Raw genomic sequence first — 24,772 nt, forward strand, 5'->3', positions numbered from 1 at the left:
GAGGGCTCCGGCGGCCCGGGAGCGTTCAGGCCGCGAATCCGCCGTCCACCATGATGGTGGCGCCGGTGATGTACCGCCCGCCCTCCCCCGCCAGGTGGGCCACGGTCGCCGCGACGTCGGACGCCTTCCCGTAGGAACCGAGCGAGGTCAGTCGGGCCTGGAGGGCGGCGCCGTCGCCGTCGGCCGGGTTCATGTCCGTGTCGATCGGGCCGGGCTGCACCAGATTGGCGGTGATGCCGCGCGGCCCCAGCTCCCGGGCGAGGGTCCGGGTGAGACCGACGAGCGCGGCCTTGCTGGTGGCGTAGAGGGTGCTGCCGGGGAGCACGACCCGCTCGGCCAGACAGCTGCCGATCGAGATGATCCGCCCGCCCCCGCTCAGGTGCGGGGCCGCGGCCTGCGTCACCAGGAAGGGGCCGCGGACGTTGGTCCGCAGCACCCGGTCGACGTCCTCCACGGAGATCCCCTCGAAAGGCCCGACGACGTTGATGCCGGCGTTGTTCACGAGGATGTCGAGCCCGCCCGACCGGTCCGCGACCCCCGCGACCGCGGCCCGCACCTCCTGTGGGTCCGCGCTGTCGGCTCGTAACGCCCAGGCCCGCCCGCCGTCCCGGGTGATCCGCGCGACGACGTCGTCCGCCAGGTCCTTCCGGCTCCGGTAGGTGAGCGCCACCGTGGCCCCCTCGGCCGCGAGCCGCACCGCCACCGCCTCCCCGATTCCCCGGCTGCCCCCGGTGACCAGTGCCGTTCTGCCGCCGAGCGGCCCCGTACCGCCGACCGCCGCCGTCGCTGCGGTCGCCGCCGTCGCTGTCGCCATCGTCCTCACCTCGTACGCATCGGGGCCGTCCCCTGCACCGCTCCCGTGTGCGGTGGCGGCACGACTCCATGGTCCGGCGCCGCGAGGGCCGAAGCTGGCGGAATCCGGACGGAACGTCACCGCGGTGGGCGGGGCCTCGCCCACCGGCCGTGCGGTGCCCCGATCCCGTAGACCCGGCCCGCGGTCCCCCCGAACACGGCCGCCCGCTCGGCCTCGGTGAGCCCGCCGGTGGCCGACTCCGCCAGCGCGAGGACGTCGTCGTACGCCGCGGCCAGGGTGCAGACCGGCCAGTCGGAGCCGAAGAGGACGCGGCCGGGGCCGAAGACGTCGAGGATATGGCGGGCGTAGGGGAGGATCCGGCCGGGACGCCAGGCGGACCAGTCGGCCTCGGTGACCAGTCCGGAGAGTTTGCAGCTGACGTTCGGATGGCAGGCGAGGGCGGTGACCCGGTCGGCCCAGGGCTGCCAGGCGCCCCGGGCGACCTCGGGTTTGGCGGCGTGGTCGAGGACGAAGGACAGGCCGGGTACGGCGTGCACGGCGGCCTGTGCGGCGGGGAGCTCGCGCGGGGTGACCAGGAGGTCGTAGACGAGGCCCGCGTCGGCGAGTACGCCGAGGCCGCGCAGGACCTCGGGACGGGTGAGCCAGTCGGGGTCCGGTTCGTCCTGCACCTGGTGGCGGATGCCGACCAGGCCGCGAGGCAGCGCCGCGAGGACGTCGGCGAGCCCGGGGTCGGTGAGGTCGGCCCAGCCGACGACGCCGCGCACCGGCCCGTCACCGGCGACGAGCGCCAGCAGGTCGGTCGTCTCGTCGTACGAGGAGGAGGACTGGACGAGGACCGTGCCGTCGAGGCGGTGCGCGGTCAGGTGCGGGATGAGGTCACCGAGCGCGTAGCTGCGGCGGATCGGGTCGGCCCACGGCCCGTCCATCCACGGCTGGTCGCGGCGGGCCAGGTCCCACAGATGGTGATGGGCGTCGATACGCATCAGGCTCCCGGGGCGGTGAGGGGCAGCGGCAGGTCCGGTGCGAGCAGGCCGCGTTCGACCAGGGTGTGCCAGAGGGCATCCGGGATGTCGCGGGTGAACAGCTCGGCGTTCTGCCCGGCCTCCTCGGGCGTGGCGGCGCCGACGACGACGGCGGCGACGGCCGGGTGTCCGAAGGGGAAGCGGAGCGCGGCGGCCTTGAGCGGGACGTCGAACTCGGCGCACACGGCGGCCAGTCGGCGGGCGCGGCGGAGCAGGGCACGAGGCGCGGGCGCGTAGTCGTACGGCGCTCCCGGGGACGGGTCGGCCAGCAGGCCGGAGTTGTAGACGCCGCCGACGATCACCGAGGTGCCGCGGCGCGCGCACACCGGCAGGAGGTCGTCGAAGGCGGTGCGCTCCAGCAGCGTCCAGCGGCCCGCGCAGAGCACCACGTCCACGTCGAGGTCGGCGACCAGGCGGGCCAGGACGTCGCTGCGGTTCATGCCGAAGCCGATGGCGCGCACCCGCTGCTGGTCCCGCAGCTCGGCGAGGGCGGGGAAGCCGGTGGCGTACACCTCGGGGAGATGGTGCTCGACGTCGTGGAGGTAGACGATGTCGACGGCGTCCACGCCCAACCGTGCCAGGGACGCGTCGAGGGTGGCGCGGATGCCGTCGCGGGTGAGGTCGCGTACCCGGGCGCGGGCGGGGGTGTCCACGAAGCCCTGGCCGTCCACGGTTTCCCCGGGCGCGAGCGGGCGCAGCCGGCGGCCGACCTTGGTGGAGAGCGTGTAGGCGGCGCGGTCCCGGCCGCGCAGTGCCCGGCCGAGGCGTTCCTCCGACAGGCCGAGCCCGTAGTGCGGGGCGGTGTCGAAGTAGGCGGCGCCGGTGGCGAAGGCGGTGCGTACGACGTCCCGTGCACGCTCCTCGGACACGGCGCGGTAGAGGTTGCCGAGCGGTGCGCAGCCCAGCCCCAGCGGCGGGACGGTGACGCCGGTGCGCCCCAGCTCCCTGGGCCCGTACGGGGGATACGACATGGCAGCCTCTCAGTCCTGCTTCTCGCCGCTGGTGAAGCGGGAGATGACCAGCGCGACGATGATGATCGTGCCGTTGAGGAACTGCGTCCACAGGGGCGGCACTCCGCCCAGTGTCATGACGTTGATGACGAGTTGCAGCGTGAGGACACCGGTGAGCGCGCCGAAGAGGGTGCCGCGGCCGCCCTTGAGGCTGATGCCGCCGATCACCGCGGCGGCGAAGACCTGGAAGATCCAACCGTTGCCCTGGCTCGCGGAGACCGCGCCGTAATGGCCGGTGTAGAGGATGCCGGCGAAGGCGGCGAGCACCCCGCCGACGGCCAGCACGATCCAGGTGATGCGGTCCACCCGCACACCGGCCGCGCGGGCCGCCTCCGGGTTGCCGCCGATGGCGTACAGCGCCCGCCCGTGCCGCAGGTAGCCGAGGGCGGCGCCGCCGAGTGCGAACAGTGCCAGGCAGATCCAGACGGCAGCGGGGACGCCGAGCCAGTCGGCCTTGCCCAGGTAGGCGAAGGAGCCGGGGACGTCGCCGATGGACTGCCCCTCGGAGATGCCTACCTGGAGGCCGCGCAGCATGGTGAGCATGCCGAGGGTGGCGATGAAGCCGTTGACCCGGAGTTTGAGGATGAGGAAGCCGTTGGCGGCGCCGACCGCCGCGCCGACGGCGAGGCAGAGCGGGACCGCGGTCCAGGCTGGGAGGAGCTCCAGACCGGCGAAGCGGCTGCCGTGTGCGGGCATCACCAGCCACAGGGCGACCACCGGGGCCAGGCCGATGGTCGACTCCAGCGACAGGTCCATCCGGCCGCTGATCAGGATGAGCGCCTCGCCGAGCACCAGCAGGCCCAGTTCCGTGGACTGCTGGATGACGCCGACGAGGTTGTCCTGGGTGAGGAAGGCGGGCGAGACGATGAAGCCGATGACGCCCAGGACGAAGATCACCGGTACCAGGGAGAAGTCCCGCCACCGGGCTAGGTCCACCCGGCTGCGGCGGGCGGCGGGGGCCTCCCCCGGCGGGCGGCTGCCGGGCGCCGGGCCCTTCTCGGTCGCTGCGGTCTCGGTCATCGCGCGCCGCCTCCCGTGCCTTCCGTGTGCTCCGTGTGCTCCGTGTGGTCCGTGTGATGCGGGCCTTCGGTGGGGTGCGTGTCAGGGGGGCGCGGCACGCCGTGCACCCCGTGCGTGCCGCCCGTGTCCGGCGTCCGGCGGCCGTCCGCGGCGCCCTTGCCCGGCATGCCCTCCATCGCCGCGACCAGGTCGTGATCGCGCCAGCCGGCCGCGAACTCGGCGGTCAACCGGCCGTGGAAGAGGGCCAGCACCCGGTCGCAGATCCGCAGGTCGTCCAGCTCGTCGGAGACGATCAGCGCGCCGCTGCCGCCGTCCGCGACCCCGCGCAGGACGCCCAGCAGCGCGTCCTTGGACCTGACGTCGACACCGTTGGTGGGCCGCACGGCGACCAGCACACTGGGCTCGCGGGCCAGCGCACGGGCGATCACGACCTTCTGCTGGTTGCCGCCGGAGAGCCCGGACACGGGCTGGTCCGGCCCGGTGGTCCTGATGTCCAGCGAAGCGATCATCCGTGCGGCGAACTCCCGGGTCCTGGCGGGCAGTACGGTCCCCAGCGGCCCCAACTGGTCGGCGACGCTCAAGGTGGCGTTCTCGGCGACGCTGCGGCCCGGGACGAGCCCCTCACGGTGCCGGTCCTCGGGGACGTACCCGATGCCGGCGGCCAGGGCATGCGGCACGCTGCCGGTACGGACCGGCCGGCCGCGCACCGTGATCCGGCCGCCGCCGGGTGCGTGCAGTCCGACGAGCGTCTCGGCGACCGCGGTGTTCCCGCTCCCCGTCGCGCCCGCCAGCCCCACCACCTCACCGGCCCGTACGGTCAGGTCGAGGGGCGCGAACCGGCCCTGCAGCGTCAGCTTCTCGGTGCGCAGCACCGGTTCGCCGGCCCGACGCGGCGCCGTCCGCCCGCGTCGCACCGCGCCCGACTCCTCGCCGGTCATCGCCGCGACCAGCTCGTCCCGGGCCAGCCCGGGGACCGGGGCGGTCAGCACATGGCGGGCGTCGCGGAAGACGGTGACGGTGTCGCACAGCTCGTGGATCTCCTGGAGATGGTGCGAGATGAACAGGAAGGCCACTCCCTGTGCGCGCAGGGCGCGCAGCTTGGTGAAGAGCCGGCCGATGCCGGCCGCGTCCAACCGGGCGGTGGGCTCGTCGAGGACGATCAGCCGGGCGCCGAAGGACAGCGCGCGGGCGATCTCCACGAACTGCCGCTGTTCGACGCCCAGTTCCTTGATCCGGGCGGCCGGGTCGACCTCGACGCCGTATTCGGCGAGCAGCCCGCGGGCCCGCTCGCGCAGCGCCCGCCAGCGGATGACGCGGGCGCCGGGGAACCGGCCCAGGTAGAGGTTCTCCGCGACGGTCAGTTCGGGCACCGTCATCGACTTCTGGTAGACGCAGGCGACCCTGCGCTGCCAGGCGGCGGTGTCGCCCCAGCGGGGCGCGGGTTCGCCGCCGAAGCGGACCGTACCGGCGTCCGGCCGCTCCATCCCGGTCAGTACGTTCACCAACGTGGACTTCCCCGCGCCGTTGCGGCCGACGAGGGCGTGCGACTCCCCCGGCCGTACGGTCAACCCGGCACCGTCCAGGGCGAGCGTCGGCCCGTAGCGCTTGACGATTCCTTCGGCGTGGACCGCGGCCCGGTCCGTCCCGGCCACCACGGCTACCGCTTCCTCTCCAGCTGGTTGGCCCACAGCTTCGCGTCGTCGACGGTGGCCTTGGTGACCAGGGGCGCCGGCAGCTGGTCCTCCAGCCCGTTCTTGATCCGCACGATGGTGGAGCCGTGGCCGGTCGGGCCGGGCCGGAAGGTCTTCCCGTCCAGGGCCGCCCTGGCGTAGTACAGCGCGTACTCGGCGTAGAGGTCGGCGGGCTGGGAGAGCGTGGCGTCGATCTTTCCGGCGCGGATCGCGGCCAGCTCGTCGGGTATGCCGTCGTTGGAGATGATGGTGATGTGGCCGTCGGTCCCGGCCGGTACGAGGCGCTTCTTCTGCTCCAGGAGGGCGAGCGTGGGCTGCAGGAAGGCGCCGCCGGCCTGGAGGTAGATCCCGTCGATGTCCTTGTGCTGGGCGAGCAGGCTCTGCAGCTTGGCGGAGGCGACCTCGCCCTTCCAGTCGGTGGCCAGCTCGTGCACCGTGATCTTCGGGAACCTCTGCTTCATACAGGACGCGAACGCCTGCGAGCGGTCGCGTCCGTTGATGGAGCTGAGGTCGCCCTGGAGCTCGGCGACCCGCCCCCTGCCGCCCAGCCGCTTGCCGAGGTATTCGCAGGACTTGCGGCCGTAGGCGCGGTTGTCGGCCCGCACGACCATGTAGACCTTGCCCGCGTCGGGGCGGGTGTCCACGCTCACCACCGGGATCTTCTTCGCCGCCAGCCGGTCCAGTTCGGCGGAGACGGCGCCGGTGTCCTGCGGGGCCATCACGATCGCCTTGGCGCCCTGGTCGGTCAGCGCCTGCACGTCGGAGACGACCTTGGCGATGTCGTTCTGCGAGTTGGACAGCGGCAGCGCGGCGACCTCGCCCTTGTCCAGGCCCTTTTCGATGTACTGCTGGTAGGAGTTCCAGAAATCGGTGTCCGTACGGGGCATGTCGATGCCGACCTTGCCGCCCGCGGCGTCGCTGCCGCGGTTGCAGCCGGTGAGCGCGGCGGTGGCGAGCAGGACGGCACAGGCCGCCGTGCCGGTCGTACGCAGTCTCATGGTGGTCCCTCGGTGGTGGGTGCGGCGGGCTACGGTCAGGTGGCGGGGCGCAGGCGCAGGCCGTGCATGCCGCCGTCGACGGCGAGCGCGGTGCCGGTGACGGCGGAGGCGGACGGGGACGCCAAGTGGACTATCGCGGCGGCCACTTCGTCGGGGGTGACCAATCGGCCCATGGGCTGGCGGGCGCTCAGGGCGGCGCGTTCGGCGGCCGGGTCCCCGGACCGCTCCAGGAGCCGGCCGACCCACGGGGTGTCGGCGGTGCCGGGGTTGACGCAGTTGACGCGGATGCCCTCCCGGACGTGGTCGGCGGCCATCGCGCGGGTCAGCGCGAGGACGGCGCCCTTGCTGGCGCTGTAGAGGGCGCGCTGCGGCAGTCCGGCGGTGGCGGCGATGGAGCAGGTGTGGGTGATCGAGACGCTGCCCGGGACCCGGGCGGCGGCGGCGCGCAGCGCCGGGAGCGCGGCGCGGGCGGTGCGCACCAGCCCCAGGACGTTCACGTCCAGCACCCGGCCCCACTCCGCGTCGTCGTTGTCCTCGACGGTGCCCACGGCGCCGATCCCGGCGTTGCCGACGAGGGTGGTGAGCGCGCCGCCCAGCTCCCGTACCGCGTCGTCGACGGCGGCCCGGACCGCGGCGCCGTCGGTGACATCGACCGTGACGTGGACCGAGCCGGCGGGCGCGCCGGACGGGTCGCGGTCCAGCACGGCGACCCGGGCGCCGCGCGCCAGCAGCAGCGCGGCGGTGGCCGCGCCGATGCCGGAGCCGCCGCCGGTGACGAGGGCGGTCATCCCCGCGAAGTCGGCGGGCCACTGTCCGTCTCTCATATCGGGACCTCCTGCTCGTGCGGTTGCTGACGGACACGCCACACCGGCCCGTCCGGGAAGCGGTGCGCGGCGACGGACTCGGGCCTCATCCGGGCCGAGAAGCCGGGCGCGGCCGGGGCGCGGTAGCGACCCCGCTCGACGACGGCGGGATCGGTGAAGTGGTCGTGGAGATGGTCGACGTACTCGATGACGCGGTCGTCCCGGCTCCCGGACACCGCCACGTAGTCGAACATCGCGAGGTGCTGCACCAGCTCGCACAGCCCCACCCCGCCCGCGTGCGGACAGACCGGCACGCCGTACTTCGCGGCCAGCAGCAGGATCGCGAGGTTCTCGTTGACCCCGGCGACCCGGGCCGCGTCGATCTGCACGAAGTCCACGGCGCCGGCCTGCAGCAGCTGCTTGAAGACGACCCGGTTGGCGACGTGTTCGCCGGTGGCGACCTTCACCGGCTGCCCGGAGCGGACGGCGGCGTGCCCGAGGACGTCGTCCGGGCTGGTCGGCTCCTCGATCCAGTGCGGGGTGAACGGCGCCAGCGCCGTCATCCAGCGCACCGCCTCGGCCACGTCCCAGCGCTGGTTGGCATCCACCGCGATCCGGATGCCGGGGCCGACGGCCTCCCTGGCCAGCCGCATGCGCCGGGTGTCGTCGGCGAGGTCGGCGCCCACTTTGAGCTTGATCTGCCCGAAGCCGTCGGCCACCGCCTCCTTGGCGAGCCGGACGAGCTTGCCGTCGTCGTAGCCGAGCCAGCCGGGTGAGGTGGTGTAGGCGGGGTAGCCCTCGGCCCTGAGGCGGGCGGCGCGTTCGGCGCGGCCGGGCTCGGCGGCGCGCAGGATCGCCAGCGCCTCGTCGGGCGTCAGGGCGTCCGTCAGATAGCGGAAGTCGACGAGCGAGACCAGGTCCTCGGGGGTCATCGCGGCGAGGAACTCCCACACGGGTTGGCCGGCGCGGGTGGCCGCCAGGTCCCATGCGGCGTTGACCACCGCGCCCGCCGCCATGTGCATCACCCCCTTCTCCGGGCCGAGCCAGCGCAGCTGGGAGTCGTGGGTGAGATCGCGGTGCAGTGCGGCGAGAGCGGCGGCGGTGGCGGGCACCGGGCGGCCGACGACATACGGTGCCAGCGCACGGATCGCGGCGGCCATGACATCGTTGCCGCGGCCGATGGTGAAGCAGAGTCCGTGCCCCGGGGGGCCGCCGTCGGTGTGGAGGACGACGTAGGCGGCGGAGTAGTCGGGGTCGGGGTTCATGGCGTCCGAGCCGTCGAGCTGTTCCGAGGTGGGGAAGCGGACGTCGTGGACCTCCAGCTCGGTGACGGTGTCGGTTACGGCCATGCGCACGCCCCCTGGGACATCGCGGAACACGGGGTCCGCGAAAGAACATCGGACCTTTCCCGGTCATCCGATGTATAGCCCGGGGCGCGAGACCGCGTCCAGACCCCGTACGGAAGTGGAGCGGGCAACGGCGAACATCCCCGCAACAGGTCGGATGAATCAGTACCCATTCGCGTATAGGGGCTGCGGCCGGGCGGGCCGGACGCCGTAGTGTTGGGGGCGCACGCAATGGAACTGCTGCCGGGGGCCGCCACAGGGCGGCCGGACCGGTCGGAAGGAGGCGCTGGGTGATCGAGCTCGAGGGGGTGCCCGAGCTGATCGACCCGGTCATGGTGGCCGCGTTCGAAGGCTGGAACGACGCCGGCGACGCCGCCTCCGCCGCGGTCGCGCACCTGGACCGGGAATGGAAGGGCGAGGTCTTCGCCGCGCTGGACGCGGAGGACTACTACGACTTTCAGGTGAACCGTCCGACCGTCTTCCTGGACGGCGGCGTACGCAAGATCACGTGGCCGACGACCCGGCTGTCCGTCGTGCGCGTCGGCGACGCGGACGGCAAGGGACGGCGGCGCGACCTCGTCCTGGTCCGGGGCATCGAGCCCAGCATGCGCTGGCGCTCGTTCTGCAACGAAATCCTGGGCGTCGCCCATGAGTTGGGCGTGGAGATGCTGGTGGTGCTGGGCGCGCTGCTCGGCGACACCCCGCACACCCGCCCCGTACCGGTCAGCGGCGTCACCTCCGACGCGGATCTGGCGACCCAGCTCGACCTGGAGGAGTCACGCTACGAAGGCCCCACGGGCATCGTCGGCATCCTCCAGGAGGCATGCACCCACGCGGGCGTCCCGGCGGTGAGCCTGTGGGCGGCGGTACCGCACTACGTCTCCCAGCCGCCCAATCCGAAGGCCAGCCTGGCGCTGCTCAACCGCCTGGAGGACCTCCTCGGCATCAGCATCCCACTGGGCGAGCTGAGCGAGGACGCGCGCGCCTGGCAGCTGGGCGTGGACCAGCTGGCGGCCGAGGACAGCGAGGTCGCCGAGTACGTCCAGTCGCTGGAGGAGGCCCGGGACACGGCCGAGCTCCCGGAGGCGTCCGGCGAGGCCATCGCCCGCGAGTTCGAACGCTATCTGCGGCGCCGCGATCCCCAGGCGGGGCCGGGCCTGGCGACCGACGGCGGGTCGTCCGACGGGCGGGACGGCTCCTATCTGCGCGACACGTCCAGCGGCCGTACCCGGCCGCCGCGCCCGGCGCAGAAGGACCCGAAGGATCCCCGCGAGCAGCGGGACCCCAAGGAGGCCCACGAGCCCCCGTCCGGCACGGACAAGGACGCTCCGGACGCTCCGGACCCGTCCGACGGCACGGACGGCGGCGCGGAGGACAGCGACGGCTGACGGCGGCGGGCCGGACCGCCGGGCGGGCCCGGACCACTGTAGTGAAAAAGGGGCGCTTCCGCCGGTCGGCGGAAGCGCCCCTTTTGAGGACAGGGTCAGTGTGCGGGGGTCACAGGGCCACGCCGAGCAGCGCGTCGACGGACCGCGAGACCAGGCCGGGCGCGCCGTCCTCGGTGCCACCGTCGGTCGACTGGGAGGCGGCCCAGCGGTCCACGGCCGCCAGCGCCGCCGGGGAGTCGAGGTCGTCGGCGAGCGCCGTCCGCATCTCCTCCAGGAGCGCGTCGGCGGACGGGCCGTCGGGGCGGGAGACCGCGGCGCGCCAGCGCGCCAGTCGCTCCACCGCCTCGGCCAGCACCTCGTCCGTCCACTCCCAGTCGGCGCGGTAGTGGTGCGCGAGCAGCGCCAGCCGGATCGCGGCCGGGTCCGTGCCGTTGCGCCGCACCGCGGAGACGAAGACGAGATTGCCCTTGGACTTGGACATCTTCTCGCCGTTCAGGGCCACCATCCCGGCGTGCACATAGGCCTTGGCGAACGGGTGCTCGCCGGTGAGGGCCTGGGCGTGCGAGGCGCCCATCTCGTGGTGCGGGAAGGCGAGGTCGGAGCCGCCGCCCTGGACGTCGAAGCCCATGCCGAGGTGGTCCAGCGCGATGGCGACGCACTCGATGTGCCAGCCGGGCCGGCCGTGGCCCAGCGAGGCGCCGTCCCAGCTCGGCTCGCCGTCGCGGGCGGCCATCCACAGCATCGGGTCGAGGGGGTTCTTCTTGCCTACCCGCTCGGGGTCGCCGCCGCGCTCGGCGGACAGCAGCCGCATCGCCTCGGCGTCCAGACCGGACACCTCGCCGAAGTGCGGGTCCGACTCGACGGAGAAGTAGACGTCGCCGTCCAGGTCGTAGGCGGCACCGGCGTCGCGCAGCCGCTCCACCAGCGGCACGATGCCCGGTATCGCCTCGACGGCGCCGATGTACTGGCGGGGCGGCAGCATCCGCAGGGCCGTCATGTCCTCGCGGAAGAGGGCGGTCTCGCGCTCGGCGAGCGCCGTCCAGTCGACACCGGTGGCCACGGCCCGCTCCAGCAGCGGATCGTCGACATCGGTGACGTTCTGCACGTAGTGAACCTGGCGCTTCGTGTCGAGCCACACGCGCTGAACCAGGTCGAACGCGTTGTAGGTCGCCGCGTGCCCCATGTGGGTGGCGTCGTACGGCGTGATGCCGCAGACGTAGATACGGGCGACGGGACCGGGGGCGAGGGTCAGCCGTCCGCCGGTCGCCGTGTCGTGGATCCTCAGGTCGCGGCCCTGGCCAGGCAGGGCGGGGACCTCAGAAGCGGGCCATGCATGCATGCCTTGAGCGTAACCGGACGCATGTTCCACATACGAACCGGACCAGGAGTCTTGGCCGAATTCGCGGTCTTGTGTTCCGCGGCGAAGCGTGCTTCCGGGCGGCCGACGAGAGTGGGCCGGATCAGACCGGCGGCCAGGGGATGGCGGGCCACTCGCCGCCCGGCTCGGGGTGCGTGCCGGTGCGCAGCAGCGCCGTCACCCGCTCCCGCAGCGCCTCGATCTCGGCGTCCGTGAGCAGTTCGGCCAGTCGGGCGGCGAGCGACGCACCGTCCTCCAGCGCCGCGCGCAGACCCCGCAGGACCTCCAGCGCCTCCTCGGTCAGCGGCTCCCCCGCCCAGCCCCACAGCAGGGTGCGCAGCTTGTCCTCGGCGTTGAAGGTGACCCCGTGGTCGATGGCGAAGAGCTGCCCACCGGCGCCGGGGAGCAGATGGCCGCCCTTGCGGTCACCGTTGTTGATCACTGCGTCCAGTACGGCGAGCCGCCGCAGCCACGGGTGATCGGCGTGCACCAGCAGCGCGGTACGGCCCTCCCCGACGTCCGCGAAGCCGACCGCCTTCCAGCCCGGGCCCGGCTCGTCGTCCTCCACCAGGGCCAGCAGCTCGGGCACCTCGGTGCCGTCCCCCTCCGGCGGCTCGATCCACTCCTGGACCATGCCGGTGCCGTACGGACCCTCCCGCAGCACCGTCGCGGGAATCAGATCCCATCCGGTGGCCCGGGAGACCTCATAGGCGGCGACCTCGCGCTGGGCGAGCGTGCCGTCGGGGAAGTCCCACAGCGGGCGCTCGCCGGTGACCGGCTTGTACACGGCGGGGGCGCTGCGGCCGTCGCGCTCGACCGTGCAGTAGAGCACGGCGTTGGACGCCTCGCGGATCCGGCCGCGCACGGTCAGCTCGCCGTCGGCGAGAAACGCGTCCGCAGGGCCCGGCGAGGGCTCCCGCACGGCCGCCGGCGGATCCGCGGGCGCCGCCGTGGTGGGTTCGGCAGCGGACTCCACGGCGCTCAGGCGTCCCGTCGGTATCCGTTCTGGCGCGGGCATACGTGTCCCTCCGGGTCGAGCGGCAGGCTGCACAGCGGGCACGGCGGGCGGCCCGCGTTGACGACTTCCAGGGCTCGCTTGGCGAACGCCCGGGCCATCGTGCCGGTCAGGCGCACCCGCAGCATCGGCGGGCCGTTCTCGTCGTCCTGGAGGAGCCGCTCCTCGGCGTCGGCGAGGTCCTCGTCGCTTTCGGCCTCCAGCTCGACCAGCGCCTGCGCCTCGACGATCATGCGCTGGTCATCGCCGTCCCAGGCCAGCGCCATGGTGCCGACCCGGAACTCCTCCTCGACCGGCGATTCCAGGGGCGCGGCGTCGGAGAGTTCGGCGGGTGAGACGGCGGGCACCGGGGCGTTGCCGCCGCTGCGCCGCACCACTTCGTCCAGCAGCTCGTCGATCCGCTCCGCGAGGGCGGCGACCTGGGTCTTCTCCAGGGCGACGCTGGTCGTGCGGCCGGCCGCGGTGGCCTGGAGGAAGAAGCTACGGCGCCCCGGCAGCCCGACCGTACCGGCCACGAAGCGGTCCGGCGCGTCGTAGAAGAACACCTGACGGGACAACGTCCTGCTCCGATTGCTCGACTTCGGGGGCACTGCGGTCGCTGCGCGGTCCTGCGGTCACTGCGCGGTTCGCAGGGATACGGCAGAGCAGCGCCGTCGCACCACCCTACTGCGCCGACTGATCACGGTGCTCCCGCACCACCTCCGAGGGCCGCGTCCCGTGCGCCCTCGGGGGCGGAGCCGTCCTCGGCGGGCACCAGCGAGCCGAAGTCACCGGTGTCGCCGAGCCGTACGAGCGAGGGCCGCAGTCGGGTGTAGCGGATCACGGTCACCGAGCAGGGCTCGACGGAGACCCGCTGGAAAAGGTCGAGATGCATGCCGAGGGCGTCCGCGACGAGCGATTTGATGATGTCGCCGTGCGAGCACATCACGTAGGCCGCCTCAGGGCCGTGCAGCTCCTCGATGCGGGTGTTCCAGTCCCGCACCGCGTCCACCGCGCGGGCCTGCATGGCCCGCATCGACTCGCCGCCGGGGAAGGCGGCCGCCGACGGGTGCCGCTGGACGACCTCCATCAGGGGCTCGTCGGTCAGCTCGGTGAGTTTGCGGCCGGCCCAGTCCCCGTAGTCGCATTCGCTGATGCGGTCCTCGGTGTGCAGCGGCAGGCCGGGGCGGGCGGCCAGCAGCGGCCGCAGGGTTTCCCGGCAGCGCTGGAGCGGGCTGGAGACGACGGCGGTCAGCGGAACCCGCTCCAGCCGGGCGGGCAGCGCCGCGGCCTGGGCGACGCCCCGGTCGTCGAGGGCGACGCCGGGCAGCCGCCCGGCGAGCACTCCGGAGGTGTTGGCGGTGGAGCGGCCGTGCCGCACCAGGATCAGCGTGGGCATGGCCGCCAGCCTACGTTCCCGACGGCCATTCCTGGCAGGGCTCCGGATGAGGGGCGAGAATGCCAGGTGTGATCGTGGACTGTGCCATCTACCGCGAGGGCCGCCGTATCGACTGCGCGACCGACTACTCGCGTGCCCTCGCGAAGGCCCGGGCGGAGGGCCACTCCTTCCTCTGGCTGGGCATCCACGAGCCGACGAAGGAGGAGTTCGACATGGTCGCCTCCGAATTCGCGCTGCACCCGCTGGCCGTCGAGGACGCCCTCAACGCCCACCAGCGGCCGAAGCTGGAGGTGTACGACGACTCGCTGTTCATGGTGCTGAAGCCGATCACGTACCACGAGCAGGCGGACACCGTGACGGCGTCGGAGCTGATGCTCTTCGTCGGCGACGCGTTCGTGGTGACGGTGCGGCACGGCGAGGCCAGCCCGCTGGCCGCGGTGCGCAAGCGGCTGGAGCTCCAGCCGGAGATCCTGCGGCACGGCCCGACCGCGGTGCTCTACGCGGTCAGCGACGCGGTGGTCGACCACTACATCGAGGTCGCCGCCGAACTCCAGGTGGATCTGGAGGAGTTGGAGGCCGAGGTGTTCGCCCCGATGCGCACCGACACCAAGAACACCGCCGCCGAGATCTACGCGTTCAAACGCGAGGTGATGGAGTTCCGGCGCGCCACCGTCCCCCTGACGGAGCCGATGGCCCGGCTGCAGAACCCCGGGGTGCCGTTCGTGCACGACCACGCACGGCCGTTCTTCCGCGATGTGGACGACCACCTCACCCGTGCGAACGAGTCGGTGGAGGGCCTGGACCGGCTGCTGTCGGACATCCTCTCGGCGCATCTGGCGCAGATGGGCGTGCGGCAGAACGACGACATGCGCAAGATCTCGGCCTGGGCGGCGCTGGCGGCCGTACCGACCCTGATCGCCGGGATCTACGGCATGAACTTCTCGTACATGCCGGAACTGCGGTGGCGGTACGGCTATCCGGCGGTCGTGCTGGTGGCGGCCGTCATCGAGCTGTCCCTCTTCCGGCTGTTCAAGCGGCGCGGCTGGCTCTGAGCGGGACCCGCTGCCGCTGCGCCCGCCGGCCCGGCCTCAGGCGAATTCCGGCGCCGAGGTGGCCGGGCCGCCCAGCGCATCGCGCCGCTCGGGCATCCGCAGCCCGACCATGCGCCGCCAGCCGAGCGCCCGCTCGTAGCCGTACATGCCCCAGATCGCGGCCTTGAGCAGTGCGATCTTCGCCATGGGCCAGCCCAGGAGCCGGCCCATGTGGCCCATCACCGCCAGGCTGACGTCGCGGTAGATCCCGACCTCGACGAGCGCGCACTCGCGCAGGATCCGCTGGATGGTCCGGCCGTGCCCGGCGCGGGCAAGCCGCAGCAGCTCCTCGTGGCAGTAGGAGAGGTGATTGTCCTCGTCGTCGGAGATCATGCGGACCGCCCTGCCGATCTCGGGGTGGTCGCCGAAGTAGGTCCTGAGCATGTCCATCTGGTCGGAGGCACGCTGCTCGGTGACCCGGCTGTGCGCGAGGTAGGTGATGATGTCCCGCTCGGTGAGCGGCTCGTCGCGGCGCAGTTTGTCGTGGGCCAGACCGATGCCGTGCCGCTCCAGCAGCATGGTGTAGTCGGTCTCCTCGGGGACGTCGGCGGGGGCCAGACCGCGCCTGCGCAGCAGGGCGTTGAAGATCCGGCCGTGTTTGTCCTCGTCCGCGCCGTGCCGGGTGATCTTGGGTGCCAGCCCCCGCTGGGAGGCGGGTACCAGCGCGGCGATCCGCCCGTTCTCCCATCCGCCCTGGGTCTCCCCGCTGGCGGCGATGGAGCAGAACAGGCGGTAGGCATCGTCGCTGTCGACGATCTCCTGGAACAGACTTCTGGCCGAGAGCATCGGCACCACCTTCCGGAGGAGCACACCTCAGCCAAGTGAAGAGTGCCCTGCCTGGAGGGGCAACCGCACTGCCCGGTCGATGCGTCCGTTCGAACTACCCGCCGGTGGTGCGGGGGCGTAACCAGCCCGCGGTGGGGGCGTTGTGCTGCGTGACGGCCGTGGCGGGGAAGACCCCCGAGCCCCCACCACGGCCGCGGTGCCGCACCGGCCCGGCGCCCCCGGCGCCGGGCCTTCGGTTGTCTCAGGCCAGTCCCGCCCGCTCCAGCGCCTCGGTGCCCGCGCGCAGCGACGCGACGCGGTCCTCCAGCGTGAAGCCGGCCGGGGCCAGCGTCAGGGTGGTGACCCCGGCCGCCGCGTAGGCCTGCATCCGCTCCGCGATCCGCTCGACGGGGCCGAGCAGCGTGGTCTGGTCGATCAGCCGCTCCGGGATGGCCGCGGCGGCGCCGTCCTTGTCGCCGGACAGGTACTTGTCCTGGATCTCGGCGGCCTCCTTCTCGTACCCCATGCGCTGCGCCAGCTGGTTGTAGAAGTTCTGCTTGCGGCTGCCCATGCCGCCGACGTACAGGGCGGTGTACGGGCGGAACATGTCGGCCAGCGCGCCGACGTCCTCGCCGACCGCCAGCGGCAGCGTCGGACAGACGTCGAAGCCCTCCAGCGTCCTGCCCGCCTTCTCACGGCCGGCCCGGATGTGCGTGATCGCGGTCTCCTCCAGGTGGTCGGCGGAGGGGAAGATCAGCAGGGCGCCGTCGGCGATCTCGCCGGTCTGCTGGAGGTTCTTGGGGCCGATCGCCGCGATGTAGAGCGGGATGTGCTCGCGCTGCGGGTGCACGGTGAGCTTCAGCGGCTTGCCGGGACCGCCGGGCAGCGGCAGCGTCCAGTGCTCGCCCTCGTAGGACAGCCGCTCGCGCGACATCGCCTTGCGGACGATGTCGACGTACTCGCGGGTGCGGGCCAGCGGCTTGTCGAACTTGACGCCGTACCAGCCCTCGGAGACCTGCGGACCGGAGACGCCCAGGCCCAGCCGGAAGCGGCCGCCGGAGAGCGAGTCCAGGGTGGCGGCCGTCATCGCGGTCATCGCGGGCGTACGGGCCGGGATCTGGAAGATGGCCGAGCCGATGTCGATCCGCTCGGTCTGGGCGGCCACCCAGGACAGGACGGAGGGGGCATCGGAACCGTAGGCCTCGGCGGCCCAGCAGACCGAATATCCGAGGCGGTCGGCCTCCTGTGCCACCGCGAGATTGTCCGAGTCCATCCCGGCTCCCCAGTAGCCGAGGTTGATGCCAAGCCTCATGCCGCTCCCCTTACTGATCAGTAACGTCGCTGTTCCAGGGACTGTAGCGCGGGACCCCGCCGGCCGTCATCGGCCGGTTGTCCACAGGTCCCCTGAACGCGGCGCGCGGCGCGTAATCTCAGGGCCCATGGAGCAAAGGCACCTCGGCCGCACGGGTCTGCGCGTGTCCCGCCTCGGACTCGGCACGCTCAACTGGGCGCGCGACACCGACGAGCAGGAAGCCGCCGACCAGCTCAAGACATTCTGGGAGGCCGGCGGCACCCTCGTCGACACCGCCGACATCTATGCCGACGGCGGCGCCGAATACCTCCTGGGCCGCCTCACGGAAGGGCTCGTCGCCCGTGAGGACCTGGTGATCGCCACCAAGGCCGGCAGCGTCCTGGAGCCGGACCGTCGCGTCGACGGCTCCAGACGCCACCTCCTGGCCGCACTCGACGCCTCACTGGCACGGCTGGGCACCGACTACGTCGACCTGTGGCAGCTGCACGGCTTCGACCCGCACACCCCGCTGGAGGAGACCCTCCAGGCCCTCGACCTGGCCGTCACGAGCGGCCGGGCGCGCTATGCGGGAGTGGCGAACTTCTCCGGCTGGCAGCTCGCCAAGGCCGCCACCTGGCAGCTGGCGGCGCCCGGCGTGCGCAACCGGCTGGCCAGCACGCAGATGGAGTACTCCCTGCTCCAGCGCGGCGTCGAGCGCGAGGTGCTGCCCGCCGCCGCCGACCTGGGCATCGGCCTGCTGCCCTCCTCGCCGCTGGGCCGCGGCGTGCTCACCGGCAAGTACCGCAACGCCACACCGGCCGACTCGCGTGGCGCCTCGGAGCATCTGGCACCGTTCGTCGCGCCCTATCTGGACGAGACGGCGGGCCGGGTCGTCGAAGCGGTCAGCACCGCCGCCGACGGACTGGCCGTCACCCCGCTCCAGGTCGCGCTCTCCTGGGTCCGCGACCGGCCCGCGGTGACCGCCCCGATCGTCGGTGCCCGCACGGCGCAGCAGCTCAGAGCCGCATTGTCAGTGGAGACCCTTAGTCTTCCTGACGAGATCCGCCGGGCGCTGGACGATGTATCGGCTCCGGTGCACCACTATCCCGATCACGACTGGAGCACGCTGTGAGTACCGACCGCCTCGCCGGCGAGACCCCGCCCGAGCAGGAGGCCGCGCCCGGCGCTGCGGATGCCCAGCCCGCCGAGGACACCGCGTCGGCCCCCGTCGAGGAGGCCACGCCGGCACCCGTCGAGGACGCGGCGCAGGCACCGGCCGGGGACGCGGCGCCGGCGGCGGGCGACGACACCGCGCAGGGGCCCGCCGGTACTCCCGCCGGGGCGGGTGGGGCGAGTGCGGCGCCGTGCGACCCGGCCGCCGCGACGGCGGCGCAGCTCGCGGCGGCGGTCCGGGCGGTGGAGAGCGGCGAGCGGTCGGCCGCCTCGTTCTTCGCCGAGAAGTCGCGCGCCGCCCAACCGGCGGCCGCGCCCCGCCCGGCCCCGGAGGTGGCACCGCAGCGCGCGGCCACCCCGTCCGCACCTCAGCCCGCCGCCGCACCGCCCGTGCCCCAGGCTGCCGACACCGCGGCCGTGCCCCGGTCGGCCGCTGCCCCCGCTTCCCCGGCCGCCGCACCGACCGCCCCCGGCGTCGAGGGCGTACGGCAGGTCCTGACGGCGGGCGCTGCCCCCGTGTCGCTGGCCGAGAAGACCGCCGAGGCGCTGGGTGAGCGGGCCGCCCAGGCGCTGGCCGCCGACCCCTGGCAGCTGCTCGGTGTGCCCGGCGTGCGCCCCGAGCAGGCCGACGGGTTCGCGCGGGCGCTGCTCGGTCCCGACTGCCGCCCGGACGACGAGCGACGCGCCCAGGCCCTGGTCGGGTGGCTGCTGGAGCAGGCCGCCGTGGCCGGCCACTCCGCGCTGGAGGCGCCCGCGCTGCGCGCCGCGCTCGCCCAGCGGGCCGTCCCGGACCCCGATGACGCCCTTCAAACGGCGATCGCCGAGGGCGCGGTGCTGGTCTTCCAGGACGCGCTGGACACCCCCGGCCAGGCCCGCCCCGCCGCGGGCGAGGAGGACGAGGAGGAGCGTCCGGTACGGCTCCTGTTCGGCCTGGACCGGTACGCCATGGCCGAGGAGAGCGTGGCCGACGGTCTGGCGCGCCTGCTCAACACCTTCGAGGCCGCGGCCGGCACGGAGGGCCCGGAGAGGATCGGGGACGACGGCGAGGCGGACGCGACCGACGACACCCACGAGGCCGCGGAGCCCGACGAGGTCGGCGAGGTCGGCGAGGAGCCCGCGTCGCGGCCCGTCCGTCCCTCCGCCGCCCGGTGGGAGGCCGCGGCGACCGCAGCCCCCTCGCCGTCCGCCGCCGAGCTGATCCGCGCCGCGGCGGGCAGCGGCCTGGTGGCACACACCGGCGCCGAGGCGGCCCGTAGCGAACCCGCCGCACTGATCGCCGCCGCCCGCGCCCTGGGGCTGCGTGCCTACGGCGCCGCCCACACCGAAGACGGCCGCCGACGCCTGGCGGCGCACCTGGCCGAGGCCGCGCCCGGCGACACCGATGAGCTCGGCGCAGCGGCGGTGACCGTGGCCGACCTGCTCTCCGGGCCGGCGGGCCCCGGCCGGGACGCCGACGGTGCGCTCGCCCTCGACCTGCTCGTCGTGCTGGACGCGCCGCAACTGGAGCTGGAAACCGCCGCCGTGCTCGTCGAGTCACTCACCGACGGCACCCGGCTGGTCCTCAGCGGGGACCCCCACGTCCTGTGGTCCGCCGGTCCCGGCCGCCTGTTCGCCGACCTCCTCGCGGCTCGCTTCTGCCCCCAGGTCGTCTCCCGCACCCCGGACTTCGGCCCGATCGGCGAGCTCGTGTCGGGCATCGGCATCGGCGAGCTGAACGAGGTCGAGGCACCGGGCAAGGAGGTGGTGATCGTCCCGGCACGCGACGCCGGGGAGGCGATGCACCGCACCGTCCAGCTGGTCGCCGACTCCGTGCCCCGGGCGCTCGGCGTCCCCACGGACCAGACCCAGGTCATCACCGTCGGCCACGGCGGCGCGGCCGGCACCCGCGCCCTGAACGCCGCGCTGAAGGAGCGCCTCAACCCCGGCCCCGGCCGGTTCGGCGGTTTCGACGCCGGAGACCACGTCGCCTACGCCCTGGCACCCGGCCGTACGGTCACCGGCACGGTCACCGGCGCGGACGCCGCGGGGCTCGGCCTGGACTGCGACGGCGCCGCCGTCGTGGTGCCGCGCGAGCAGGTCGAGGCCGGTGCGGTGCGCCACGGCTGGGCGCTCACCGCCCACCAAGCGGCCGGCCGGCGCTGGCCCGCTGCGGTGGTCGTACTGCCCGGCGACGCGGCCGCTGGTCTGACCCGCGCCTGGGTCTACACCGCCTTCGGACGCGGCGAGCGGCACCTTTCGGTCGTCCAGGGCGCCGACCAGGCCCTGCCCCGTGCGGTCGCCGAGGTCCCCGTCAAGGAACGCACCACCCGGCTGCGCACCCTGCTGCAGACGCAGGCCATGGAGGCCGCGGCGGAGGCGGAAGCGGCCGGCTGACCCCCGCCCGGCGGGAGCACGGCCGGGGCGGAGCCCGCCCCGGCCGTGCCGGACCTACCGGCCCCGGCCGGGCGTCACCGGGAGGCCGTCGTCCTCGTCGTCGTCCAGCTCTTCGTCGAAGACCGAGCTGACGTCGAAGCGGCAGACCACCCGCTGCGGGTCGGCCTGGTCGAACGGCGCGGACAGCCACTCCCCCGGCTCGGCCGGCTCGTCGGCGGCCGCCACCCAGAGCGTGGAGTCGCCCTCCTCCAGGCCGAACTCCTTGTGCCGGGAGGCGATTTCGTCCGGCTCGAATTCGCCGAAGAGCACCCCGAGCGCCGCATGCACGCTGGTGCCGACGATGCCGGCCGTCTCGGCCGAACCGGTCGCCGCGGCCTCGTCGACGGCGTCCGGGTCGAGATCGGCGATGCGCTGCGCCTGATGCAGCAGCCGCTGAGGTTCGGCGACGGTGTAGTCGCGCCGGATCAGCACGCTGAGCGCGCTCGGATCCTCGGGGCCCGCATAGGCGGGCAACGACTCGTTCCCGGGGATCTCGAAGGGGGTGACCTCGTCGTGGGTGTCGTACAGCAGCTCGTCGTACACCTCGGCCGCCGCGGCGAGCTCGTCGAACGCGGCGTAGACAGCCGGATCGTCCGGCCCCGAGCGGCGTTCGACCGCGTCGAGGTGACGGTCCAGCGCGGCTTTTACCGCCTCGGCGGCGGCACGTACCTCGGCAGCGGAAGGCTGCGCAGCATCAGACATAGTGCAGACGCTATCCGTACCGGGGGCGGTCCCGCACAATAGATGCGATGCCGGAATACGAATTCTGCGATGTGTATGTGCCCCGGGGGGTCTCCCGGTCCGCCGCCACACGCCTGCTGACCGACCACGCCGAGTACGGACACTGGGAGTTGGACCGCCTTCGCCTCTACCCCGACGGCAGCCGCCGGGTGCGGCTGCGTCGTCGGATCATCCGCCAGCTCCGCGCCACGTGGTGAGCACCGGCTCGGTATGAGTCCAGCACAGAGCGGGCCCCGTATCCACAGGGCCCGCTCCGTTGTGTGCGCTCCGTGTTATGTGGCGCAGATCACCTGCGCGCGGTGCGCGTCCGGCGGTACAGCACCGCTCCGCCGATCAGCAGTCCGGCGCTCGCGGGCACGGCGTAGCCGATCGCTCCCGCACCGGTGTGGGCGAGCTGGGCACCCGGCTTCGGCGTCGCGACGATCCCCGACTTCCCGGGCACCTCGGTCTGCGGCCGCGCTCCCGGGGTCTCCGGATTGTGGTGCACCGGAGGGGTCTCGGGAGTGTGCGGCTCGGACGGGTGGTGCGGCGTCTCCGGGGCCGGCTGCTGCGGCCTCGGATGATGCGGCTTCTCCGGTCCCGGCTGCTGCGGCTTGCCCGGGTGGTGGGGCTTGCCCGGGTGGTGCGGCTTGCCCGGGTGGTGCGGGTGGTGCGGGCCACGCGGCGGCTGCGGATGAGCGTCGTTGCCGCAGTCGTTCCCGAACGCGGGGTTCAGCAGCCCGCCGACCGAGACGCTGTTGCCGCAGACGTTGACCGGGACGTCGACCGGCACCTGCACGGTGTTGCCGGAAGCGACACCGGGCGAGTGGGCGGCACCGCCCACGGCGGTGGCTCCGCCGCGGTTGCCCGAGCCGCCCCCGTGGTGGCTGCTGTGGTGCTTGCCGCCGTTGGCGCAGTGGTTCCCGAATGCGGGATTGAGCAGGCCGACGACGTTGACGGTGTTGCCGCACACGTTGACCGGGACGTCGACCGGCACCTGGATCAGGTTGCCCGATCCCACGCCGGGCGACTTCGCCGCGCTTCCGGCGGCGGTCGAGTCCGCGTATGCGTAACCGCTGACGGCGGCGAGTACGCCGCCCGCGGCCGCCAACGTGATCAGGCCCTTTGCTGCGACCTGTCTCATAGGTTGTTCCCCTGCCTAGTGCTTTACGGGAATGCGCGCCGCCGGATCTCCTGGGAGATCCCCGGGCGCAGAGATACCCAGAAGCTCCGGAATGCATGGCGTGCATTCCGGAGCCCAACTGGATCGGGCCCTCACGGGCTCGCGTACAACGCCTAGCTGCGTCGGAACGTCACTTGTTGACGCAGGTGTTGCCGAAGGCCGGGTTCAGCAGACCGATCACGGAGATCGTGTTCCCGCAGGCGTTCACCGGGACATGCACCGGAACCTGAACGGTGTTACCGGACACCACACCCGGGGAGTGCACGGACGCGCCCTGAGCGCCCGAGTCCGCAACGGCCAGACCCGCGCCGGCGAGCACGAGACCACTGGTGACTGCCGCAGCCGCGACGACCTTCTTGATCATGGTTCCTCCTTGTAGACAAATGCGGTCCCAGCCGCGGACCGCACTTACTGCAACGAGGGCCGAGCCGTTGAAGCTACGAACACATCGCAGCATTCACCCATTTCAGCGAATCCGGCACGAACGGCAGGGATTTCGTGCCGGATTCCGCTCGACTTCGACGGTTTCAGCTCTGGTCGATGAACCGGTCGAGCACCCGCACCCCGAACTTCAGTCCGTCCACCGGAACTCGCTCGTCCACACCGTGGAACATCCCCGCGAAGTCCAGCTCCGGCGGCAGCTTCAGCGGGGCGAAGCCGAACCCGCGGATCCCGAGGACGTCGAAGGACTTGGCGTCCGTTCCGGCGGAGAGCATGTACGGCACGGCGCGCGCGATCGGGTCCTCGGCCTGCAGCGCCGACTGCATCGCGTCGACCAGTGCCCCGTCGAAGGTGGTCTCCAGCGCCTTGTCCGCGTGCACGTCCTCCCGCTTGACGCGGGGGCCGAGGATCCGGTCGAGGTCGGCCAGGAACTCCTCTTCGTACCCCGGCAGGAAGCGGCCGTCGACGTGCGCCGTGGCCTGCCCCGGGATGACGTTGACCTTGTAGCCGGCGCCCAGTTGTGTCGGGTTGGCGGTGTTCTTGAGCGAGGCGCCGATCAGCTTGGCGATGCCGCCGAGCTTGGCGAGCGTGGCGTCCATGTCCTCCGGGTCGAGCTCGGTGCCCAGCGCGTCCCCGAGCTGGTCCAGGAAGGACCGCAGCGTCTTGGTCACCCGGACCGGGAACTCGTGCCGCCCCAACCGTCCGACGGCCTCGGACAGTTCGGTGATCGCGTTGTCCTTGTGGATCATCGAACCGTGTCCGGCGCTGCCGTCCACGGTCAGCTTCATCCAGTGCATGCCCTTCTGGGCGGTCTCGATGAGATAGAGCCGGATCTGGTCGTTGACGGTGAAGGAGAAGCCGCCGACCTCGCTGATCGCCTCCGTCACCCCTTCGAACAGCTCGGGGTGCTTGTCCACCAGGAACCGCGCGCCATAGGTGCCGCCCGCCTCCTCGTCCGCGAGGAAGGCCAGCACGATGTCGCGCGGCGGCTTGCGCCCGGTGCGCAGCCGGTCGCGGACGACGGCCAGCGTCATCGCGTCCATGTCCTTCATGTCGACCGCGCCGCGGCCCCACACACAGCCGTCCGCGATCTCCCCGGAGAACGGGTGGTGGGTCCAGTCGTCGGCGTTGGCGGGCACCACGTCCGTGTGGCCGTGGATGAGGAGCGCGGGCCGGGAGCGGTCCTCGCCCTCGATCCGGGCGACGGTGGAGGCGCGGCCCCGGTGGGACTCGAAGATCCGCGGCTCCAGCCCGACCTCGGCGAGCTTCTCCGCGACGTACTCGGCGGCGGCCCGTTCACACGGCCCCGAGTGGTCTCCGTAGTTGCTGGTGTCGATCCGGATCAGGTCCCGGCACAGATCGACGACCTCGTCCTCGCCGGTGACCGTCCGGCCCGACTGCGACTCGCTCACACTGCCTCCTGTTGGTTCACGGCCGCGTCGCACCCGAGGGGCACGGTCCGCGGCGGGGTCCACCGCCATCCTCCCTCTCCCGACCCCCGCGCCCAAGGCCGCAATACTCCCGACATCCACTGGTCACGGCCCCGCCGCCGGCCGGACGTGCAGGTGATCGACCACCCCGGATCGTTTGCTATTGTTTTCCACGTCGGAACGGCACAGGCCGCAACGGCAGACACCTTGTCCGGGTGGCGGAATGGCAGACGCGCTAGCTTGAGGTGCTAGTGCCCTTTATCGGGCGTGGGGGTTCAAGTCCCCCCTCGGACACCACCAGCGAAATGCCGGTCGGGAGCGATCCCGGCCGGCATTTCGCGTATGTCCACTGTCCGCCTGTCCGCGGTTCCTGTGCGGCGGTTCCTGTGTCGCGGCTCCTGTGCGGCGGCTCCGGGCACGCGCG

General features: G+C 72.9%; 23 protein-coding genes and 1 tRNA gene. 6 read left to right on the forward strand and 18 right to left on the reverse strand.

Annotated elements, in window-relative coordinates:
• Positions 1 to 25: 25 nt before the first annotated feature.
• The 8 genes from ACGFML_RS08355 to ACGFML_RS08390 form a co-directional block, all read right to left on the reverse strand.
• A complete protein-coding gene (locus tag ACGFML_RS08355; RefSeq protein WP_393541325.1) occupies positions 26 to 814 on the reverse strand; it encodes an SDR family NAD(P)-dependent oxidoreductase in 789 nt (262 codons plus the stop codon).
• Between the two features lie 116 nt (positions 815 to 930).
• Entirely contained in the window at positions 931 to 1,797 is an 867-nt protein-coding gene (locus tag ACGFML_RS08360) for an amidohydrolase family protein (RefSeq protein ID WP_393541326.1), read from the reverse strand.
• Positions 1,797 to 2,807 carry an aldo/keto reductase gene (locus ACGFML_RS08365; protein WP_393541328.1) on the reverse strand — a complete coding sequence of 337 codons (1,011 nt, stop codon included), beginning with the start codon at positions 2,805 to 2,807 and terminating at the stop codon, positions 1,797 to 1,799. Before ACGFML_RS08365 ends, ACGFML_RS08360 begins: the two co-directional genes overlap by 1 nt.
• A 9-nt stretch (positions 2,808 to 2,816) precedes the next feature.
• A complete protein-coding gene (locus tag ACGFML_RS08370) occupies positions 2,817 to 3,866 on the reverse strand; it encodes an ABC transporter permease (protein WP_393541330.1) in 1,050 nt (349 codons plus the stop codon).
• Positions 3,863 to 5,521 (reverse strand): sugar ABC transporter ATP-binding protein, encoded by a 1,659-nt coding sequence (locus tag ACGFML_RS08375; protein WP_393541331.1) that lies wholly within the window; start codon positions 5,519 to 5,521, stop codon positions 3,863 to 3,865. The genes ACGFML_RS08370 and ACGFML_RS08375 overlap by 4 nt, the downstream gene beginning before the upstream one ends.
• A 2-nt stretch (positions 5,522 to 5,523) precedes the next feature.
• Complete coding sequence (locus ACGFML_RS08380) at positions 5,524 to 6,555, reverse strand: sugar ABC transporter substrate-binding protein (protein ID WP_393541333.1); 1,032 nt, start codon at positions 6,553 to 6,555, stop codon at positions 5,524 to 5,526.
• Positions 6,556 to 6,590: 35 nt separating this feature from the next.
• Positions 6,591 to 7,379, reverse strand: a complete 789-nt coding sequence (locus ACGFML_RS08385) for an SDR family oxidoreductase (protein ID WP_393541335.1) — start codon at positions 7,377 to 7,379, stop codon at positions 6,591 to 6,593.
• The gene (locus ACGFML_RS08390; protein WP_393541336.1) at positions 7,376 to 8,707 is read right to left on the reverse strand and encodes an enolase C-terminal domain-like protein; all 1,332 of its coding nucleotides are present in this window, start codon (positions 8,705 to 8,707) and stop codon (positions 7,376 to 7,378) included. The genes ACGFML_RS08385 and ACGFML_RS08390 overlap by 4 nt, the downstream gene beginning before the upstream one ends.
• Positions 8,708 to 8,994: 287 nt before the next feature.
• Here ACGFML_RS08390 and ACGFML_RS08395 point away from each other — a divergent pair, with 287 nt between their 5' ends.
• The gene (locus ACGFML_RS08395) at positions 8,995 to 10,092 is read left to right on the forward strand and encodes a PAC2 family protein (RefSeq protein WP_393541338.1); all 1,098 of its coding nucleotides are present in this window, start codon (positions 8,995 to 8,997) and stop codon (positions 10,090 to 10,092) included.
• A gap of 109 nt (positions 10,093 to 10,201) precedes the next feature.
• On the opposite strand, the gene mshC is transcribed toward ACGFML_RS08395, so the two are convergent.
• The 4 genes from mshC to ACGFML_RS08415 form a co-directional block, all read right to left on the reverse strand.
• Complete coding sequence (gene mshC, locus ACGFML_RS08400) at positions 10,202 to 11,431, reverse strand: cysteine--1-D-myo-inosityl 2-amino-2-deoxy-alpha-D-glucopyranoside ligase (protein ID WP_393541340.1); 1,230 nt, start codon at positions 11,429 to 11,431, stop codon at positions 10,202 to 10,204.
• A gap of 121 nt (positions 11,432 to 11,552) precedes the next feature.
• Positions 11,553 to 12,425 carry an SCO1664 family protein gene (locus tag ACGFML_RS08405; RefSeq protein ID WP_393541679.1) on the reverse strand — a complete coding sequence of 291 codons (873 nt, stop codon included), beginning with the start codon at positions 12,423 to 12,425 and terminating at the stop codon, positions 11,553 to 11,555.
• Positions 12,426 to 12,430: 5 nt separating this feature from the next.
• On the reverse strand, positions 12,431 to 13,021 hold the full coding sequence (locus tag ACGFML_RS08410; protein WP_393541342.1) for a DUF3090 domain-containing protein: 591 nt from the start codon (positions 13,019 to 13,021) through the stop codon (positions 12,431 to 12,433).
• A gap of 122 nt (positions 13,022 to 13,143) precedes the next feature.
• Positions 13,144 to 13,842: a histidine phosphatase family protein gene (locus ACGFML_RS08415; RefSeq protein WP_393541344.1), complete on the reverse strand. Its 699-nt coding sequence runs from the start codon at positions 13,840 to 13,842 to the stop codon at positions 13,144 to 13,146.
• Positions 13,843 to 13,901: 59 nt separating this feature from the next.
• On the opposite strand from ACGFML_RS08415, the gene corA reads away from it, so the two are divergent.
• Positions 13,902 to 14,894 (forward strand): magnesium/cobalt transporter CorA, encoded by a 993-nt coding sequence (gene corA, locus ACGFML_RS08420; RefSeq protein WP_393541346.1) that lies wholly within the window; start codon positions 13,902 to 13,904, stop codon positions 14,892 to 14,894.
• A 36-nt stretch (positions 14,895 to 14,930) separates the two neighbouring features.
• On the opposite strand, the gene ACGFML_RS08425 is transcribed toward corA, so the two are convergent.
• Positions 14,931 to 15,719, reverse strand: coding sequence for a ferritin-like domain-containing protein (locus tag ACGFML_RS08425; protein WP_393541347.1), 789 nt, complete (start codon positions 15,717 to 15,719; stop codon positions 14,931 to 14,933).
• 241 nt (positions 15,720 to 15,960) lie between these two features.
• Positions 15,961 to 17,010 carry an LLM class F420-dependent oxidoreductase gene (locus ACGFML_RS08430; protein WP_393541349.1) on the reverse strand — a complete coding sequence of 350 codons (1,050 nt, stop codon included), beginning with the start codon at positions 17,008 to 17,010 and terminating at the stop codon, positions 15,961 to 15,963.
• Positions 17,011 to 17,137: 127 nt separating this feature from the next.
• Between ACGFML_RS08430 and ACGFML_RS08435 the strand changes: the two genes are divergently transcribed.
• Both ACGFML_RS08435 and ACGFML_RS08440 read left to right on the forward strand, forming a co-directional pair.
• Complete coding sequence (locus ACGFML_RS08435; RefSeq protein ID WP_393541351.1) at positions 17,138 to 18,121, forward strand: aldo/keto reductase; 984 nt, start codon at positions 17,138 to 17,140, stop codon at positions 18,119 to 18,121.
• Positions 18,118 to 20,535, forward strand: coding sequence for a helix-hairpin-helix domain-containing protein (locus tag ACGFML_RS08440; RefSeq protein WP_393541353.1), 2,418 nt, complete (start codon positions 18,118 to 18,120; stop codon positions 20,533 to 20,535). Before ACGFML_RS08435 ends, ACGFML_RS08440 begins: the two co-directional genes overlap by 4 nt.
• Before the next feature lie 54 nt (positions 20,536 to 20,589).
• On the opposite strand, the gene ACGFML_RS08445 is transcribed toward ACGFML_RS08440, so the two are convergent.
• On the reverse strand, positions 20,590 to 21,276 hold the full coding sequence (locus ACGFML_RS08445; protein ID WP_393541354.1) for a hypothetical protein: 687 nt from the start codon (positions 21,274 to 21,276) through the stop codon (positions 20,590 to 20,592).
• A 47-nt stretch (positions 21,277 to 21,323) separates the two neighbouring features.
• Between ACGFML_RS08445 and ACGFML_RS08450 the strand changes: the two genes are divergently transcribed.
• On the forward strand, positions 21,324 to 21,512 hold the full coding sequence (locus tag ACGFML_RS08450) for a DUF5703 family protein (RefSeq protein ID WP_393541356.1): 189 nt from the start codon (positions 21,324 to 21,326) through the stop codon (positions 21,510 to 21,512).
• A gap of 89 nt (positions 21,513 to 21,601) precedes the next feature.
• On the opposite strand, the gene ACGFML_RS08455 is transcribed toward ACGFML_RS08450, so the two are convergent.
• From ACGFML_RS08455 to ACGFML_RS08465, 3 genes are all read right to left on the reverse strand, one after another.
• On the reverse strand, positions 21,602 to 22,438 hold the full coding sequence (locus ACGFML_RS08455; RefSeq protein ID WP_393541358.1) for a chaplin: 837 nt from the start codon (positions 22,436 to 22,438) through the stop codon (positions 21,602 to 21,604).
• Positions 22,439 to 22,607: 169 nt separating this feature from the next.
• Positions 22,608 to 22,841, reverse strand: a complete 234-nt coding sequence (gene chpH, locus ACGFML_RS08460) for a chaplin ChpH (RefSeq protein ID WP_393541360.1) — start codon at positions 22,839 to 22,841, stop codon at positions 22,608 to 22,610.
• A 163-nt stretch (positions 22,842 to 23,004) separates the two neighbouring features.
• Positions 23,005 to 24,330 carry a M20/M25/M40 family metallo-hydrolase gene (locus tag ACGFML_RS08465; protein ID WP_393541362.1) on the reverse strand — a complete coding sequence of 442 codons (1,326 nt, stop codon included), beginning with the start codon at positions 24,328 to 24,330 and terminating at the stop codon, positions 23,005 to 23,007.
• Between the two features lie 227 nt (positions 24,331 to 24,557).
• Here ACGFML_RS08465 and ACGFML_RS08470 point away from each other — a divergent pair.
• Positions 24,558 to 24,645 (forward strand) — tRNA-Leu (locus ACGFML_RS08470).
• Positions 24,646 to 24,772: the final 127 nt, after the last annotated feature.

This window comes from Streptomyces sp. NPDC048650 (assembly GCF_043199095.1).
Classification (GTDB): domain Bacteria; phylum Actinomycetota; class Actinomycetes; order Streptomycetales; family Streptomycetaceae; genus Streptomyces.

Bases quoted from the DNA above. Each gene is read 5' to 3' on its own strand.
- ACGFML_RS08355 (WP_393541325.1), bottom strand. From the start codon at position 814: ATGGCGACAGCGACGGCGGCGACCGCAGCGACGGCGGCGGTCGGCGGT.
- ACGFML_RS08365 (WP_393541328.1), bottom strand. From the start codon at position 2,807: ATGTCGTATCCCCCGTACGGGCCCAGGGAGCTGGGGCGCACCGGCGTC.
- ACGFML_RS08360 (WP_393541326.1), bottom strand. From the start codon at position 1,797: ATGCGTATCGACGCCCATCACCATCTGTGGGACCTGGCCCGCCGCGAC.
- ACGFML_RS08430 (WP_393541349.1), bottom strand. From the start codon at position 17,010: ATGAGGCTTGGCATCAACCTCGGCTACTGGGGAGCCGGGATGGACTCG.
- ACGFML_RS08455 (WP_393541358.1), bottom strand. From the start codon at position 22,438: ATGAGACAGGTCGCAGCAAAGGGCCTGATCACGTTGGCGGCCGCGGGC.
- ACGFML_RS08370 (WP_393541330.1), bottom strand. From the start codon at position 3,866: ATGACCGAGACCGCAGCGACCGAGAAGGGCCCGGCGCCCGGCAGCCGC.
- ACGFML_RS08380 (WP_393541333.1), bottom strand. From the start codon at position 6,555: ATGAGACTGCGTACGACCGGCACGGCGGCCTGTGCCGTCCTGCTCGCC.
- ACGFML_RS08425 (WP_393541347.1), bottom strand. From the start codon at position 15,719: ATGCTCTCGGCCAGAAGTCTGTTCCAGGAGATCGTCGACAGCGACGAT.
- mshC (WP_393541340.1), bottom strand. From the start codon at position 11,431: ATGCATGCATGGCCCGCTTCTGAGGTCCCCGCCCTGCCTGGCCAGGGC.
- corA (WP_393541346.1), top strand. From the start codon at position 13,902: ATGCCAGGTGTGATCGTGGACTGTGCCATCTACCGCGAGGGCCGCCGT.
- ACGFML_RS08450 (WP_393541356.1), top strand. From the start codon at position 21,324: ATGCCGGAATACGAATTCTGCGATGTGTATGTGCCCCGGGGGGTCTCC.
- ACGFML_RS08415 (WP_393541344.1), bottom strand. From the start codon at position 13,842: ATGCCCACGCTGATCCTGGTGCGGCACGGCCGCTCCACCGCCAACACC.
- ACGFML_RS08385 (WP_393541335.1), bottom strand. From the start codon at position 7,379: ATGAGAGACGGACAGTGGCCCGCCGACTTCGCGGGGATGACCGCCCTC.
- ACGFML_RS08445 (WP_393541354.1), bottom strand. From the start codon at position 21,276: ATGTCTGATGCTGCGCAGCCTTCCGCTGCCGAGGTACGTGCCGCCGCC.
- chpH (WP_393541360.1), bottom strand. From the start codon at position 22,841: ATGATCAAGAAGGTCGTCGCGGCTGCGGCAGTCACCAGTGGTCTCGTG.
- ACGFML_RS08435 (WP_393541351.1), top strand. From the start codon at position 17,138: ATGGAGCAAAGGCACCTCGGCCGCACGGGTCTGCGCGTGTCCCGCCTC.
- ACGFML_RS08390 (WP_393541336.1), bottom strand. From the start codon at position 8,707: ATGGCCGTAACCGACACCGTCACCGAGCTGGAGGTCCACGACGTCCGC.